Genomic DNA, 16658 nt, shown 5'->3' with positions numbered 1-16658 from the left:
TAAGAAAATAGAATTGTTGGAAAGTTTTAAAGAAGAAATTTTTGTTAAAACTATAGAATTATGAGGATGTCAAATATTTGATACATTCAATCAATTGTTTAGTATTACCCAATACTATATATTTGTTATCATGAAACGGTGTATACGGTGTATAAGCAAATTTTTCTTGTTCACGGCACTAATATTAGTGCTGGTGCACAATATTGTTGCGCACCACCATGCCGACGAGAAAGGCTACGGTTTCCGCGACAACCATTATAACATACTGGAGCGTGTTAGGATGGACCATGTGTTTTATACCGATTACGCTTTTTCAAATGATCTTCAAGCAATAATTCCGGATATAGTTTTTGGCTATAAATTTCATATAGTTCCGCTCCCCGTTAAAATAAACCAACCTATAATTTTGCCTGACGAGCCTTACCCTCCGGGCTGGGTTACTGATCAAACAATACTTCGCGGCCCTCCTGTTAATTGTTAGTGCACTGTACTTACAGTGCAAGGCTATGCCTATGTTTTTTTTCTGAACATTAACAATTATTTCCCCTATTCATGTTAAATAAAATCATTGAGTTCTCTGTACGGAACAAACTTATTATCGGCTTATTAATTTTTAGCCTGATGGGCTTTGGTATATATGAGGTTAAGCGCTTACCTATTGATGCCGTACCTGACATTACCAATAACCAGGTACAAATTATTACCCGTACGCCATCATTAGGTGCACCCGATGTAGAGCGGTTGATCTCGTTCCCTATTGAACAATCATGCCGTAATATACCTGACGTAAAAGAGATACGCAGTTTTTCGCGTTTTGGCTTGTCGGTAATAACCATTGTATTTGAAGAACACGCCGAAATATACTGGGCAAGGCAGCAGGTAGCCGAAAGGTTAAATAATGTGATCAGTTTAATCCCTGCTGAATATGGCAAACCCGAGCTTGCACCTGTAACCACCGGACTGGGCGAGATATACCAATACACCGTAAGAGCAAAACCCGGTTATGAAAAGAAATATGATGCCATGGCACTGCGCACCATTCAGGATTGGATAGTACGCCGGCAATTATTGGGGCTGCCCGGCATTGCTGATGTAAGTAGCTTTGGGGGTTATCTTAAACAGTATCAAATAGCTATTAACCCCGACCGGCTAAAAGCTAACAATGTTACTATTTCGGATGTATTTACCGCGTTGCAAAAAAATAATAGCAATACCGGTGGTGCATACATTGAGCGTGGCCCAACGGCATTATTTATCCGTAGCGAGGGTTTGGTTGGTTCTGTAGATGATATTAATAGCATTGTTGTTAAAAGTTTATCCAACGGGGCACCGTTGCTTATCAGGGACATTGGCGAAGTGGGCATAGACCATGCCACACGTTTTGGCGCAATGACCTGGAACGGCAAACAGGAAGTATCCGGAGCTGTAGTAATGATGCTTAAAGGAGCCAATAGTAACGCGGTTATTAAGGATATTAAAGACAAGGTTGCACAAATACAAAAAACCTTACCCGAAGGTGTAGTGATAGACGCGTTTTTGGATCGCACCAAAATGGTAAATAATGCTATTAATACCGTACAGCATAATTTACTGGAAGGAATAGCCATTATACTTATTGTGCTGATCATTTTTCTGGGAAATTTTCGGGCGGCTTTAATAGTTGCTTCAGTTATTCCATTGGCTATGCTGATAGCCGTAATTTTAATGAACCTGTTTGGTGTATCAGGCAACCTGATGAGCCTGGGGGCGCTTGATTTTGGTTTAATAGTAGATGGAACCGTGATTATTGTAGAAGCCATAATGCATGAGATACACCTTAAAAAACGCAAAGAAATTAGCCAGGATGAAATGGACCGGGAAGTGGTTAGCGTTTCGGCACGTATGCGTAATGCGGCCATTTTTGGCGAGCTGATCATTTTAATCGTATATATCCCAATTTTCACACTCCAGGGTATAGAAGGTAAAATGTTTAAACCAATGGCCCAAACCGTTGCTTTTGCGTTAATAGGTGCTTTTATTTTATCGCTTACCTATGTACCTGTAATGAGCAGCTTGTTTTTAAGCCGCAAACCGCACAATACAGCTAATTGGTCTGACCAAATGATGAGTTATTTGCAAAGGCATTACCATGTCGCTTTAGAGAAGGTTATCAAATATCCTAAAATGGTAATCGGTGTAACGTCACTTGCATTTATAGTAACCATATTTACGCTTACCAAATTAGGCAGCGAGTTTATACCCAAATTAGAAGAGGGCGATTTTGCCGTAGATACGCGGGTATTAACCGGCAGCAGTTTAGAAACATCCGTTAAAGCCATACGGCAGGGATCAAAAATATTGCTTAGTAAGTTCCCTGAAGTGGAACAAATAGTAGGCAAAACCGGTAGTTCCGAAATCCCGACCGACCCCATGCCTATTGATGCCAGTGATATGATGGTGATTTTAAAAGACAAAAGTAAATGGACAAGTGCCAAAACCTTTGATGAACTAAGCACTAAAATGTCTAAAGAACTGGATGCTATCCCTGGGGTAACTTTTGGTTTCCAGTACCCTGTACAAATGCGTTTTAATGAGCTGATGACCGGTGCGCGGCAGGATGTAGTTTGTAAGATATTCGGTGATAATTTAAATGAACTTTCAACCTATGCCAAAAAGTTAGGGGCAATAGCAGGTGGCATTGAAGGTACGCGTGATGTTTATGTAGAAACAGTAAACGGTATGCCGCAAATTGTAATACACTACAATCGAGCCGCAATTGCTGAATATGGTTTGAATATAGAAGACATCAACAAAACCATTAACACCGCGTTTGCCGGGCAAAGCAGTGGTACAGTTTACGAAGGAGAAAAACGCTTTGACCTGGTAGTAAGGCTGGCAGGCGAACAAAGAAAACAATTAAGTGATGTACAGGAGTTATTGATATCCACCCCTAATAGCGGACAAATACCACTCCAACAGGTTGCCGAAGTAAATATTGAAGAAGGGCTAAACCAGATACAACGCGAGGACGCGCAAAGGCGCATCATAGTTGGCTTTAACATAATGGGGCGCGATGTACAAAGTATTGTTGAAGAACTGCAGCAAAAGGTAGATAAACAAATAAAATTACCGTCCGGCTATTACGTTACTTATGGCGGTGCGTTTGAGAACTTAAATGAGGCTAAAGCCCGTTTAATTGTTGCTGTGCCGGTATCGCTCCTATTGATACTGTTGATGCTTTACTTTGCACTGGGTTCAATTAAACATGCTTTACTCATATTCTCGGCAGTTCCTTTATCAGCCATTGGTGGTGTATTTGCATTGCTCATATTCGGCATGCCGTTTAGTATTAGTGCGGCGGTAGGTTTTATAGCTTTGTTTGGCGTAGCCGTGTTAAACGGATTGGTTTTAATATCTGAGTTTAACCGGCTAAAAAAAGGCGGCTGGACCAATTTGAAAGATATTGTATTTGAAGCCACCAAACAGCGTTTACGCCCTGTATTAATGACGGGGAGTGTTGCTTCTCTTGGCTTTTTACCAATGGCTTTGAGTAATGGCGCAGGTGCCGAAGTACAACGGCCATTGGCTACCGTAGTAATAGGCGGACTAATTACCGCCACCTTTTTAACCTTATTTGTATTACCAATTTTGTATATGTTGTTTGAAAAAATAAAGGCTGTAAAAACATCAGCTAAAACTGTTGTACCTGTGTTATTCATCTTTTTCTTGTTAACGGGTAACGCCAGGGCACAAACCCATATCAGTTTAAGCGCGGCTATTGATACCGCTATAAAAAACAACCTCAACCTAAAAAGCGAAAAACTAAATGCCGAATACCTTAAAAAGAATACGGCCACCGGTGTAACCATACCTAAAACCGGTATAACCGGAGAGTATGGAAATATTAACAGTGCCTATAGCGACAACCGCTTATCTGTAGTGCAATCGGTTAACTTCCCAACAGTTTATACCCGTCAAAAAGCATTGCTAAATGCCGAATACCAGGCAGGCGAATTGAATGTAAACTTGTATCGCCGCGAACTGAAAAGACTGGTAACCGAAAATTTTTATAATATACTTTACCTGAAACAAAAACTGCAACTATTGCTTAGCGCGGATAGTGCCTATGCCCTGTTTGTTAAAAACGCCAATCTGCGTTTTGAAAAAGGCGAAAGCAATATTTTGGAGAAAACCACCGCCGAAACTCAACGGGCACAGATAGCCCGCCAAATAGAAATGGTTAATGCCGATATTGACATTGCTTATAACAGGTTCCAGGTTTTATTAAACACACAACAAAACTACCAGCCGGAGTCTGTAAGCTTTAAATTATCACCTCCGGTAATAGCTGATACCGTTTTTACTAACCACCCGCAATCGTTATACTTAAACCAACTACAACAAATAAGTAAAGCACAAACCGAGTTGGAACGGGCAAAACTACTACCTGATATGAACCTGGGCTATATTAATCAAAGCTTTAATGGTACGCAAACGGTAAATGGTGTTAACCAAACTTATACCGGAGGTAACCGTTTCTCATCCGTTCAATTGGGGGTTTCAATACCGTTGTTTGCCGGCGCGCAAAAAAATAAAGTAAGCGCGTTCCGTATAAAAGAGCAACAGGCACAGGTTGATTATCAATCAGGTTTACAAGCCCTGCAAAGCCGCTACAAACAGGCGGCTGCTGAAATAACCAAATACCAGCAACAGGCAGATTATTACGAAAAAACAGGCTTAGCCAACGCCGATTTGATATACAAAACGGCTAACCTGCAATTTACTGCGGGCCAAATTAATTACCTGGAGTATGTATTACTAATAAACCAGGCAACCTCGCTAAGAAGCGAATACACCGATGCAGTAAACAATCTGAACCAGGCCATTATCCAATTAAATTCTCTTCAAAATCAATAAGATGAAAACTACTTTAAAGACATATCTGCAAAAATATATTTTGGTACTGTGTGCCATTGTTTTGTACTCATGTGGCAGCCAAACTGATAAAACAGAAAATCAGGCAACTGAACCTGCAGCTGTTGAAGACGTAACCACGGTTACCTTAACACCCGAGCAGGCAAAAAATGCGGTGATCGATACAGGTCATGCAACGACTCGTGGTTTAGCTACGACATTGAGAGTAACGGGGGCTATTGATGTACCCCCACAAAACATGGTGAGTATAAGCTTCCCAATGGGTGGTTATTTAAAATCGACCAAGTTGCTACCCGGTATGCATATCAGCAAAGGCGAGGTTGTTGCCATAATGGAAGATCAACAGTTTATACAACTACAACAAGACTATCTTACTGCAAAAGCCAAACTAATTTATACGCAAAAAGATTTTGAGCGCCAGCGCGATCTGAACCAAAGCAAAGCCAATAGCGACAAAATTTTCCAACAGGCTCAATCTGATTATGAGGGACAAAAAATATTAGTAAGCTCATTAGCTGAAAAATTAAGGCTGATAGGAATGAACCCTGCCAGGGTTACTGATGGCACCATTACCCGCAGCGCGGCTATACACTCACCTATTGACGGCTATGTAACCAAGGTAAATGTAAACGTAGGCAAATATGTAAACCCCAGCGATGTACTTTTTGAAATTGTTGACCCGCGGGATATACACCTGGGTTTAGATGTATTCGAGAAAGATGTTAATTTATTACATGAAGGACAAAAGGTAATTGCCTATACCAACAGCAGGCCAGATAAAAAATACATATGCGAAATAGTATTGATAGGGCGGGACTTAAGTGACCAGCGCAGAACGGTGGTACATTGCCATTTTGAACAATACGATAAGTCATTATTGCCCGGTACTTTTATGAATGCCGAAATTGAAGTTACAAAAGGCAAAGCCTTAACCTTGCCTGAAGACGCCATTGTAAACTATGAAAATAAAACCTTTGCATTTGTAGTAAAGGGGCCAAATCAATATAAAATAACCGAGGTTAAAACAGGCGTAACGCAGGATGGATATACAGAAGTTTCCGTTGAGGGCAAGGACATCAGCAACCAAACGTTTGTAACTAAAGGGGCTTATACTTTATTAATGAAAATGAAAAATACAGCCGAAGAGTAATACCAAACAGCGTAGTAATCCGGGTAAATTGTAATTGTCGAAAAGGTTTTTTAATTTCATTTAAATGGATACAACCTATTATTTAGATAAATTTAAAAAAAGCCTTTCGTTAATAAACGTGTCTGCTTTTACTGAAAAAAATCTGGAATTAAAAGTTGATATTTGGTTGAGTTCGGTTGTGCTAAAAATTCAGAAAAAAGCCTGGTTAAATCAATCGCCTAAGGCAAAACCTTTCGTGGAGTCGGTGTTTTTTTCAGTTTGGGTAAATGATGATACTTTGCAAAAGAATAGACTATATTATAATATTCATGCTTTGAAGTTAAGAGAGTTAAAAAGCTTCCGCATTCAAAGTCGTGGATTTGCCGAAGAATTTAGGAAACAATTTAAAGATCATGCCAATAAATGGCCAAATGTTAGCACCAACTATGGCCCACTTACTTTAATGGAGGGATGGGTTTCGCTTGATGATAACTTAGAAAATAACATATCCAATTTGGCTAATAACTTTTTAGATATAGCTTATATAATTGACGACCTGTTAAACGCCCGTAAAAAATAAAGGGGTGTCGATCTATTTGATCAATTCCAAATCTTCCGGCGTATCGATGGCATAGGTTTCCAGGTCGGTTTCGGCAACTTTGATGCGGTAGCCGTTCTCTATCCAGCGTAGTTGCTCCAGGCTCTCGGCTTTTTCTAAGGGGGATATAGGTAACTTGGTTATCTGTTGTAAAATATCGGCTCGGTAACCGTAAATACCTATGTGCTTATAGTATGGATAAAACTCCAACCAGTTTTGCGGCTCCTCTCCCCTGATGTGTGGCAACGCTGAGCGTGAAAAGTAAACCGCTTCATCCAGTTTATTAACCACCACTTTAGGTGAGTTGGGATTATGCAGTTCCTGCTCGGTTTTAATACGCTTTACCAAAGTGGCAATTTGTGCATCCGGCGAATTAAAACATTGGGCCAACTTGCTTATCTGCTCCGGATCAATATAGGGTTCATCGCCTTGTATATTGATGATAACATCGTAATGGGTATAAGCTAAAGCTACCTCGGCACAACGGTCGGTACCGCTTTGGTGGGTATCAGCAGTCATTACTACCTCGCCGCCAAAGGCTTTTACATGCTCAAATATGCGGTGATCATCAGTAGCCACCAAAACCTCGTTTAAATGCGGGCATTTTTTGGCCTGCTCATAAACCCGTTGTATCATGCTTTTACCGGCAATATCCACCAACGGCTTACCCGGGAAACGGCTGGAAGCATAACGTGCAGGTATGATACCGAGGATGTTCATGGATTTACGATTTTAGATTTACGATTTTAGATTGACCGATCAATCGTACATCGTAAATTGTAATTCTAAAATTAAAATAAGCCGTTTATTTCTCTTTCGATGGATTGGATAATATTACCCAGGTCTTCAGGATTGTTGGCAAAATCTAAATTATCTTTATCCAACACCAATAGTTTACCCAGCTTATAGTTCTTTATCCATTTATCGTACTTCTCATTCAGTTTGGATAGGTAATCAATACGTATACCTATTTCATACTCGCGGCCCCGGCGTTGAATGTTATTTACTAAAGTTGGAACGGAAGCTTTTAAGTAAACCAAAAGATCCGGTGGTTTAATGTACTCGGTTATATTATCAAAAATGGATTGGTAGTTCTCATAATCGCGGGTGGTCATCAAACCCATATCATGCAAGTTTTCGGCAAATATGTAGGCATCCTCATAAATGGTACGGTCCTGCAAAATATTGCGGCCATTTTTTTGTATCTCGATGATCTGGCGGTAGCGGCTATTTAAAAAGTATATCTGCAGGTTAAAGCTCCACCGTTTCATGTCACTGTAAAAATCTTCCAGGTACGGGTTATTATCAACGGCCTCATACAATGGATCCCATCCATAATTTTTGGCCAGCATCTCTGTAAGGGTGGTTTTACCGGCGCCTATGTTTCCTACTATAGCTATGTGCATTTGCGTAATTAGTTCATGGTTTATGGATGATGGTTCATAGCCAAACATCCACAAATATTTACCGACTAATATACACTATGAACTATGAACTATCAACTATGAACCGTTAAAAACTCCTGAAACCAATAATTTCCCTAACCTCTTTTAAAGTTTTTGAAGCACTTTCCCGGGCTTTATCAGCTCCTAATTGAGCAACCTTACGCAGGTAGTCTGTATCAGCAGCAATGGCATTGATACGGTCGCGGATTGGTGCTGTGGCGATGATCATATCCTCGGCCAATTGCTTTTTCAGGTCGCCGTAACGCACCTGCATGGTGTTGTAGAGATTATCAAAATGCTTATAAGTATCTTCTGTTGATACCACTTTCATCAGGTCGAACAGATTTTGTATTTCTTCTGGTTTGGTTTGATTTTCTTGAGTCGGGCCACTATCGGTAACCGCACGCATAACCTTTTTACGGATAACTTCAGGAGCATCGGCCAAATATACGGCATTGCCCTCCCCTTCTGATTTACCCATTTTGCCTTTACCATCCAGCCCCGGAATTTTAACCAGGTTATTGCTAAAGTTAAATGCGAAGGGTTCTTTAAAATATTCGGTATTGTACAAACGGTTAAAGCGGTTACCAAAGGTACGTGCCATTTCCAGGTGCTGCTCCTGATCTTTACCCACAGGCACTTTGGTACCTTTGTGTATCAATATATCTGCCGTCATTAATACCGGGTAGGTTAATAACCCGGCGTTCACATTTTCGGGATTATCACGAACCTTATCTTTAAAAGAAGTACTGCGCTCCAACTCACCTAAATAGGCGTTCATGTTTAAATAAAGATACAATTCCGATATTTCTGGCACATCCGACTGTACATATATGGTAGCCTTTTCAGGGTCAATACCCGCTGCCAGGTACTCTACCAATACGCTTTTAACACTATTATGCAGGTTGGCCGGGGTTGGGTGGGTGGTTAGCGAATGCAGATCGGCAATAAAAAAATAGCAGTTATACTGGTGCTGCATTTTTACAAAATTTTGTATCGCTCCGTAATAATTACCTAAATGCAGGTTCCCGGTTGACCGGATGCCACTAACAACAGTTTCCATAGCGACGAAAGTAAGTATTTTTTCTATTTTTGAAGGCGATGAAAATGATATTGAAAAAACTGCACTGTTATTTTTATCACTGTAGTGTGGGCTTTTTCTATATCCTGCTTTGGCCATTATTGTATTACTTTTCACGCAAGCCATCGCGATACCCAAAAATGAACCACGTGCGTCGTTTATGGGGCTTTTTAAGTTCATCCGTTACCGGCATATTCTACAAATTCCATTTTGAGCAACCTATCGACTGGAGCAAAACCTATATAGTATGCCCAAACCATACCTCAAACCTGGATATTACTTCCATAAGCTTGTTGGTAAAAAACAATTATTGTTTTATGGGTAAGGAGGAATTACTGGAAAGTTTTGTTACCCGCCTGTTTTTTAAAACAGTGGATATTCCGGTTAACCGTGAAAGCAAAATGTCATCATTCAGGGCATTTAAACAGGCCGCAGAGCGGTTAGCCAACGGCACTACAGTTATCATATTCCCCGAAGGGAAAATACCTGACAATTACCCACCACGTTTGCATGATTTTAAAAATGGACCGTTTAGATTAGCTATTGAATTGAAAATACCTATTATTCCTGTAACTTCGCCGGATACATGGCAGATTTTGTGGGATACCGGGATAGAAAAAGGCAGCAAACCGGGTATTTGTAATATATTTGTACATCAACCCATTGAAACATCACAATTAACTATTGATGATGCCGATGCTTTACGCGATAAGGTATATAACATCATCAAACAAAAATTTGAACAAGAATGAACATTGATAGCGAAACCGTAGATAAAATAGCTCATTTGGCCCGCCTTGAACTTGCTGACAACGAAAAGCAGGAAATGATTGGCGACATGAATAAGATATTGGATTTTATGGCCAAACTAAATGAGGTAGATACCTCAGGTGTTGAACCGTTAGTTTATATGTCGGAAGAAGTGAATGTATTTAGGGAGGATGTAGTGAAACAGCAAATAACTACCCAAGAGGCTTTACAAAACGCGCCTAAACACGATGACAAATACATTTTGGTGGCTAAGGTTATTGAGTCCCGATAGCTATCGGGATTGATTTCGAATATCGGATTTTCGATTTCGGATTTAATTTTTGATGGTAGTTGTAACATTTAACTTAACTCATCAGTCAAATCAATAAATAATACATGGAGCCATTAATTACCATTAAAGATATAGGTCGTAAATACGTTATAGGCAGCGAGGTTATTCACGCACTTAAATCGGTATCGTTAACTATCAATAAAGGTGAGTTTGTGGCTTTAATGGGCCCATCCGGTTCAGGCAAATCAACACTGATGAATATTTTAGGCTGCCTGGATACCCCTACGCATGGCGAATATATTTTGAATGGCATTGATGTAAGCCACATGACGGATAACGAACTGGCCGAAGTGCGTAATTCTGAAATTGGCTTCGTTTTTCAAACGTTTAACTTATTGCCTCGCAATAGTGCATTAGATAATGTGGCTCTGCCATTAATATATGCCGGTGTTAACAAAGAAGATAGGCAGTCTCGCGCAAAAAAAGCATTAGAGAATGTTGGCTTAGGCAACCGTATTGACCACCGCCCAAATGAATTATCGGGTGGGCAGCGCCAGCGTGTTGCCGTGGCGCGTGCCTTAATAAATAATCCATCAATTATATTAGCGGATGAGCCTACCGGTAACTTAGATACTAAAACCTCTATTGAAATTATGGGTTTGGTAGAGGACATCCACGCCAAAGGCAACACCATTATATTAGTAACCCACGAAGAAGACATTGCCCAGCACGCCCACCGTATTGTACGTATGCGCGATGGTTTGGTTGAAAAAGATTACCAGAATACGGATATCCAAACGGTAAGAAAAGGGGCGGTTAAGGTGTAGATTTTAATATCGAACACCGAATTACGAATATTAAATAATGAAGTTACTTCGAAATTCGAAGTTCACTATTCATCATTCTATATTCTTTCAATCAACACGTCTCAGCAACCCTTGCCACAAACTCTGCTAAATGTACTGCCCTATCAGGTGTAATTGTTTTTTTGCTGCCGATGATGAGGGTATGCTCTACTATTTCAATTACAAAATCATCTTCCCTAATATCCATCACCGCATTACGAAAGTTGCGGTTGATTCCTTTAACCGCTTTATCATGGTCATTAGCTATTACATAAAAGACATCGCTAAAGGCTTTATCTTCTTTAAAATCTATTTCTAAGGGGTGTATCAGTTCAACTATTTTATCTCTAAGCGTTTCCGGCCGGATAACTACCCTGCCAAAATTATGTTTTAAGTAAGCCAGCGCCCAGGTTTGGCAATCGCAATGGTCAGTTACCCCGGCTTTGATGTTTGATGTTTTTAAATGTGTTTCTACAAAAAGCACATAGCTACTATTACCATCTTCCTTAATTACGTATGAATCACGAACGTTCACATCAAAACAATGCTTAAATACTTCAAACTGTTTCAAATGGAAATTGATGTTCCCGGTAAGCTGAATACCGAATTTATCTTTTAGTGCAGTATAGGTTTGCTGCAAGCGGTCAATTTCTTCGGGTTTTAAGCCAACGGTATCAAATGGAAAATCGGGCATTGCGTATTAAAGTTTTGTTTTTTAAAATTAACAAACTAATGATTTATATTACTGTAATTATTAACTATGTTTAGCTGAATGAAAATTTATACCAAAACCGGGGACCAGGGCTATACATCATTAATTGGTGGGACACGCGTTCCTAAACATCATTTACGTATTGAAAGCTATGGTACGGTGGATGAATTGAACTCCTACATTGGTTTAATACGCGACCAGCCTATTGCCGATCATCACCGCGAAATATTAAAACAAATACAGGATAGGTTGTTTACCATAGGCGCATTGTTGGCAGCTGATCCTGAAAAATCACGAATGGTTATACCTGATCTGCATTTAGAGGATATTGAACTGCTGGAAAAAGAAATGGATGCTATGGATGAGCATTTGCCCGAGTTAAAGCATTTTATTTTGCCTGGCGGAAGTACAACAATATCCTATTGCCATTTGGCACGCTGCGTGTGCCGCAGGGCCGAGCGCATTACCGTTCATTTGGCTGAAGAAAGCACAGTTGATGAAAAAGTGAACATTTATTTAAACAGGTTAAGCGACTACCTTTTTACCTTAGCGCGCAAGCTGGGAAATGAGCAAAACATACCTGAAAACCATTGGATACCGAGGCTTTAAAAAAAATTAAAAAAATATATGATTTAACAATCTAAAATATTATACTTTTGCGAAAATTGAATTTACCGACTTTTAAACAATAATACTGGAAAAATATGTACTGGACACTTGAATTAGCATCGCATTTAGAAGATGCACCATGGCCTGCAACTAAAGATGAATTAATTGATTATGCTATACGTTCCGGGGCACCGGTAGAGGTTATTGAAAACCTGCAAGCCTTAGAAGATGATGGCGAACCGTACGAAAATATAGAAGAAATATGGCCTGATTACCCTACAAAAGACGATTTCTTTTTCAACGAAGACGAGTATTAATCACTCAAAATATATTAAAAACCCTGCTTAAGCGGGGTTTTTTTTTGTGTATACACCATTTTGGAATGGTTTTAGTATTGATTTAATAAATCACACACTAAAAAACTACCAACATGAGAGGCTTACTTTACATCATTGCAGTTATCCTGGTTATAGGATGGGCATTAGGATTTTTCTACTATTCAGCAACAGGAATTATACACGTTTTATTAGTTATAGCTGTTGTAGCTTTACTTTTAGGCTTAATTAGAAGAGCCTGATAACAGAGACAAGATGCAAGAATCAAGAAACAAGATAGCAAGTGTAAATCTATCTTTATCTTGATTCTCGCATCTTAATTCTTGATTCTAAGAAACCTGGTATGTCTTGCCCGGTAGAGAGCGTATATAACCCTGCATTTCCATATTCAATAAATTCATGGCCAATTGGCTCATGGGCATATTGGTTTTAATGGTGAGGTCATCAATGGCTATCGGCTGTTTATGTTGGTTGATAATTTCAAATATGGTACGTTCTTCCGGATTCAGATCAAGCGGCAACATAAATTGCTCTGCAGGTTTTAAATCATCCGGTTTTTCCCAACCCAGGCTATAAGCCAGGTCTGCGGCGCAGGTTAGCAGCGCAGCTTTATTATTTCGTATCAAGAAGTTACATCCTTCGCTATAATCATCGCCCACCCTGCCCGGGAAGGCAAATACATCACGGTTATAGCCATTAGCAATTTCGGCAGTAATTAACGCGCCGCCTTTTACGCTGGCTTCAATTACCACGGTAGCATCGGCCATGCCTGCTACAATGCGGTTACGCTGCGGGAAGTTTTGAGGGCCGGGTATAATACCCAATGGATACTCAGTTAACAGCCCCCCATTCTCCAGCATTTTATCAGCTGTTGATTTATTTTGACTGGGATATATCCTATCCAAACCATGGCCCAGTACGCCTATAGTTGGTAAATTGGCTTTTAAACATTCCTTATGGGCGGCAACATCAATACCATGTGCCAGTCCGCTTACTACTAAGGTATTATAAGGTTTCAATTCTTCTACCAATTGCCTGCATAGTTGCTTACCATAATCGGTAGCGTTACGTGTGCCTACAATACTTATAACCCTTTGATTATTCAAATCGGCATTACCCTTACTGTATAATAGAATAGGCGAATCAAAACAATTCTTTAATCGCTTAGGATAAGCAGGATCAGTATAAAAAACCAGGTCGATATTATTCTTCTCTACAAATTCCAGCTCTTTTGCCGCCGTTTCAAGCGCATCGTCAAAATCAAGCTGCGCTACGGTTTTTTCGCCAATGCCGGGCACGCTTAACAGCTTTGCTTTACTGGCATTAAATATTTCTTCAGCATCACCCAAATAAGAAAGCATTGCCTTAGCCGACGCAGGGCCGATATTTTTTACAAATGTTAAAGCAACGCGGTGTAGTAATGACATATTGTGATGTGCAGGGCAACAAATATAATTGATTTTATGAACGGTAAACACCCTATTTATAGGTGTTTAAAAATATATTTTCGCGAAACTGCAAAAATAGTTTGCAAACTATCAAAATAGTTTTACCTTTACCTAACTACAAAAATAGTTTGCTATGAAAATAAAAGAATTAACAAAAGCAGAAGAACAGGTAATGCAATTATTATGGCAACTGGAAGAAGCCATTGTAAAAGACATTATAGCCCTAATGCCCGACCCCAAACCCGCTTATAACACAGTATCAACCGTGGTAAGGGTATTAGAGGGTAAAGGATTTATTGACCATAAAGCCTACGGCAACTCGCATGTGTACTACCCGCTGATCAGCGAGGCACAGTACAGGAAATTCACTTTTGATAAGATGATGAGCAACTATTTCAGTAACTCGTACGAGAGCCTGGTATCGTTTATTGCTGATGAGAAGAAATTAGGCGTAAAGGAGCTTGACGAACTAACCAAACTGATTGATAATCTTAAAAATAAAAAACGATGAACTGGCTGCACTACCTTTTAGAGGCTAATATATACCTGGGTGTATTTTATGTGGCCTACTGTTTGTTTTTAAATAAAGAAACCCATTACCTGCTAAACCGCCTTTACCTGGTATTAAGCAGCATAGTATCATTTGTACTGCCCGTTTTACAACTGGGCATATTACTACCCCCTTTACCTGAACCTCCCACCGCAAGCTATTTCGTAGCGCAGCAAGTTACCAATGGACCGGCACCTATAGCTGTGCCGGTCCAAGTAACAGCACCCGCATTTACTTTACAGGATGGCTTATGGTATGCGTACTTAGCAGGTGCTATTGTATGTGCCGTATACCTTATGATCAAACTATTTAGTTTGTATAAGCTTATCCGCACAAACAAAGTGACCGTACAGGACAATTACAAAGTTGTGTATCTAAAAGATTCAAATACCGCCTTTTCATTTTTTAATTATCTTTTTATTGGTACCGCAGCCAACAATGAGCGCACTATTTTAAGGCACGAGCTGGTGCACATCCGCCAAAAACATTCGGCTGATATACTATTTTTAGAATTTTTAAAGATCATCAATTGGTTTAACCCCTTGGTTTACCTGCTGCAAAACAGCCTTAAAACCCAACACGAATATATTGCCGATGAACAAACTGTTACCCATGAAGCTGATGCCACCTCCTACTCGTCCTTTTTAGTTAACAATGCGTATGGATTAAGCGGGCCTGCCATTACACACTCATTTTACAACCTAAACCTTTTAAAAAACCGAATTATTATGTTACATCAACAACGCTCGGGCAATTTAGCAAGGCTAAAATACCTGGTAGCTGTGCCTATAGGCGCGGCATTACTATGTGTCTCAACCCTGGGATTCAGTAAAACTTATGGCTGGATAGATCTGGCACCGCAAACGTTTAAACAAAGTACCCAAACACCGCCACAGCAAAAAACACCTGTTGCCAAAAAACAGGTCAAATTATCGCCGCCTCCACCTGAGCGCGTCAAACCTAAAATTGACGTAGTCAAATTCCCGCCGCCTATAGTTAAGCCTGACACTAAAGGTTACAAACAACTTACTCATTATATTGATCCTAATAACTATTATGGCACCGCAGAACTGAGCCAAATTGCCACAAATTTTAAAGATGCTAATTATATAATGACGTATAAAGACGCTAAAACAAATGGTTCAAACCAACTGCAAATCTCGTTAGAAACCTCGCCTAAACTTGGTAAGCATAGAGGCGCTAGTGCCACTTTTGACCTGGATTTATTGAGAAAAACAAATTATATTATTGCCGTTGGTTTTGACAATATAAAACAAAGAGTTTATGTACACAGTATACCTAAAACAGATCAGGTTAAATTCCCGCCGCCGGTTGTAAAACCGGATAAATCTGCGCCTAAACCTAAAGTAGACCAGGTAAAATTTCCGCCCCCTATTGTAAAGCCGGATAAATCTGCGCCTAAATCTAAAGTAGATCAGGTTAAATTTCCGCCGCCGATTGTAAGACCAGATAAATCTGCGCCTAAAACTAAAACAGATCAGGTTAAATTTCCGCCGCCTATTGTAAAACCAAACCCATTTACCGGTGAGTTTTTAAAATTCATAGGTGACAATGTTAAATACCCGGCAGAAGCAAGGCAAAATGGAACCAGGGGATATGTAACTGCCGAAGTAAAGATTGATGACTATATGATAACTAATAGCCGGATAGTAAACGGAATTGGCAGCGGATGTGACGAAGAAGTTTTACGGGTTTTAAATTTATACAAAAGCAAAATGCAGGTTAAATCCGGTATCTATACAATGTCTATAGCATTTACTTTGGCCGACTTTAATGATAAAAATAATCCGATGCAGCCTTTGCCTAAAAAAGACGGGCTAAACCTTGGCCAGGTTGTAATAACGGCCTACAGTTATGGTAAAAACTAAGGTTTTTTTAACATCCAATTAATTTAGATGCCAGGTTATTAAATGATCTGGCATTTTTCAT

At 39.8% G+C, this 16658-nt stretch carries 17 protein-coding genes; 12 read left to right on the top strand and 5 right to left on the bottom strand.

Translation table 11 applies throughout. From position 1 onward, the window contains the following. Positions 1 to 130: 130 nt before the first annotated feature. From ACYVJ6_RS05030 to ACYVJ6_RS05015, 4 genes are all read left to right on the top strand, one after another. Positions 131 to 481, top strand: coding sequence for a hypothetical protein (locus tag ACYVJ6_RS05030; protein WP_460692935.1), 351 nt, complete (start codon positions 131 to 133; stop codon positions 479 to 481). Between the two features lie 71 nt (positions 482 to 552). After that, on the top strand, positions 553 to 4896 hold the full coding sequence (locus ACYVJ6_RS05025) for a CusA/CzcA family heavy metal efflux RND transporter (RefSeq protein WP_460692934.1): 4344 nt from the start codon (positions 553 to 555) through the stop codon (positions 4894 to 4896). A 1-nt stretch (position 4897) separates the two neighbouring features. Beyond that, positions 4898 to 6064, top strand: coding sequence for an efflux RND transporter periplasmic adaptor subunit (locus ACYVJ6_RS05020; RefSeq protein WP_460692933.1), 1167 nt, complete (start codon positions 4898 to 4900; stop codon positions 6062 to 6064). Between the two features lie 64 nt (positions 6065 to 6128). Continuing rightward, positions 6129 to 6623 (top strand): hypothetical protein, encoded by a 495-nt coding sequence (locus ACYVJ6_RS05015; RefSeq protein ID WP_460692932.1) that lies wholly within the window; start codon positions 6129 to 6131, stop codon positions 6621 to 6623. A gap of 12 nt (positions 6624 to 6635) precedes the next feature. On the opposite strand, the gene kdsB is transcribed toward ACYVJ6_RS05015, so the two are convergent. The 3 genes from kdsB to trpS all read right to left on the bottom strand — a co-directional run bounded on the left by kdsB (position 6636) and on the right by trpS (position 9149). Next, entirely contained in the window at positions 6636 to 7361 is a 726-nt protein-coding gene (gene kdsB, locus ACYVJ6_RS05010; protein WP_460692931.1) for a 3-deoxy-manno-octulosonate cytidylyltransferase, read from the bottom strand. Between the two features lie 71 nt (positions 7362 to 7432). Beyond that, a complete protein-coding gene (locus ACYVJ6_RS05005) occupies positions 7433 to 8047 on the bottom strand; it encodes a deoxynucleoside kinase (protein ID WP_460692930.1) in 615 nt (204 codons plus the stop codon). A gap of 106 nt (positions 8048 to 8153) precedes the next feature. Continuing rightward, positions 8154 to 9149 (bottom strand): tryptophan--tRNA ligase, encoded by a 996-nt coding sequence (gene trpS / locus ACYVJ6_RS05000; RefSeq protein ID WP_460693298.1) that lies wholly within the window; start codon positions 9147 to 9149, stop codon positions 8154 to 8156. Positions 9150 to 9307: 158 nt separating this feature from the next. Between trpS and ACYVJ6_RS04995 the strand changes: the two genes are divergently transcribed. The 3 genes from ACYVJ6_RS04995 (at position 9308) to ACYVJ6_RS04985 (ending at position 11036) form a co-directional block, all read left to right on the top strand. Continuing rightward, positions 9308 to 9919 (top strand): lysophospholipid acyltransferase family protein, encoded by a 612-nt coding sequence (locus ACYVJ6_RS04995; RefSeq protein WP_460692929.1) that lies wholly within the window; start codon positions 9308 to 9310, stop codon positions 9917 to 9919. Continuing rightward, positions 9916 to 10209 carry an Asp-tRNA(Asn)/Glu-tRNA(Gln) amidotransferase subunit GatC gene (gene gatC / locus ACYVJ6_RS04990; RefSeq protein ID WP_460692928.1) on the top strand — a complete coding sequence of 98 codons (294 nt, stop codon included), beginning with the start codon at positions 9916 to 9918 and terminating at the stop codon, positions 10207 to 10209. The genes ACYVJ6_RS04995 and gatC overlap by 4 nt, the downstream gene beginning before the upstream one ends. A 104-nt stretch (positions 10210 to 10313) precedes the next feature. Next, the gene (locus ACYVJ6_RS04985) at positions 10314 to 11036 is read left to right on the top strand and encodes an ABC transporter ATP-binding protein (RefSeq protein ID WP_460692927.1); all 723 of its coding nucleotides are present in this window, start codon (positions 10314 to 10316) and stop codon (positions 11034 to 11036) included. Positions 11037 to 11127: 91 nt separating this feature from the next. Here the strand turns inward: ACYVJ6_RS04985 and ACYVJ6_RS04980 are convergent, their stop codons facing one another. Continuing rightward, on the bottom strand, positions 11128 to 11748 hold the full coding sequence (locus ACYVJ6_RS04980) for a hypothetical protein (RefSeq protein ID WP_460692926.1): 621 nt from the start codon (positions 11746 to 11748) through the stop codon (positions 11128 to 11130). Positions 11749 to 11826: 78 nt separating this feature from the next. On the opposite strand from ACYVJ6_RS04980, the gene ACYVJ6_RS04975 reads away from it, so the two are divergent. The 3 genes from ACYVJ6_RS04975 to ACYVJ6_RS04965 all read left to right on the top strand — a co-directional run bounded on the left by ACYVJ6_RS04975 (position 11827) and on the right by ACYVJ6_RS04965 (position 12952). Then, entirely contained in the window at positions 11827 to 12375 is a 549-nt protein-coding gene (locus ACYVJ6_RS04975; protein WP_460692925.1) for a cob(I)yrinic acid a,c-diamide adenosyltransferase, read from the top strand. Between the two features lie 95 nt (positions 12376 to 12470). Further along, positions 12471 to 12692: a DUF2795 domain-containing protein gene (locus ACYVJ6_RS04970; protein ID WP_002996718.1), complete on the top strand. Its 222-nt coding sequence runs from the start codon at positions 12471 to 12473 to the stop codon at positions 12690 to 12692. A gap of 113 nt (positions 12693 to 12805) precedes the next feature. Beyond that, positions 12806 to 12952: a lmo0937 family membrane protein gene (locus ACYVJ6_RS04965; protein WP_460692924.1), complete on the top strand. Its 147-nt coding sequence runs from the start codon at positions 12806 to 12808 to the stop codon at positions 12950 to 12952. 87 nt (positions 12953 to 13039) lie between these two features. Here ACYVJ6_RS04965 and dprA read toward each other — a convergent pair whose 3' ends face one another. Further along, positions 13040 to 14137 carry a DNA-processing protein DprA gene (dprA, locus tag ACYVJ6_RS04960; RefSeq protein WP_460692923.1) on the bottom strand — a complete coding sequence of 366 codons (1098 nt, stop codon included), beginning with the start codon at positions 14135 to 14137 and terminating at the stop codon, positions 13040 to 13042. Between the two features lie 154 nt (positions 14138 to 14291). Here dprA and ACYVJ6_RS04955 point away from each other — a divergent pair, with 154 nt between their 5' ends. Both ACYVJ6_RS04955 and ACYVJ6_RS04950 read left to right on the top strand, forming a co-directional pair. Continuing rightward, positions 14292 to 14669 (top strand): BlaI/MecI/CopY family transcriptional regulator, encoded by a 378-nt coding sequence (locus ACYVJ6_RS04955; protein WP_460692922.1) that lies wholly within the window; start codon positions 14292 to 14294, stop codon positions 14667 to 14669. Then, complete coding sequence (locus ACYVJ6_RS04950) at positions 14666 to 16597, top strand: M56 family metallopeptidase (protein WP_460692921.1); 1932 nt, start codon at positions 14666 to 14668, stop codon at positions 16595 to 16597. Before ACYVJ6_RS04955 ends, ACYVJ6_RS04950 begins: the two co-directional genes overlap by 4 nt. The last annotated feature ends 61 nt before the right edge of the window (positions 16598 to 16658 follow it).

Source organism: Mucilaginibacter puniceus, from assembly GCF_054783175.1.
Note: the sequence above shows the minus strand (reverse complement) of the source record. Positions and strands in the feature narration are given on the sequence as shown.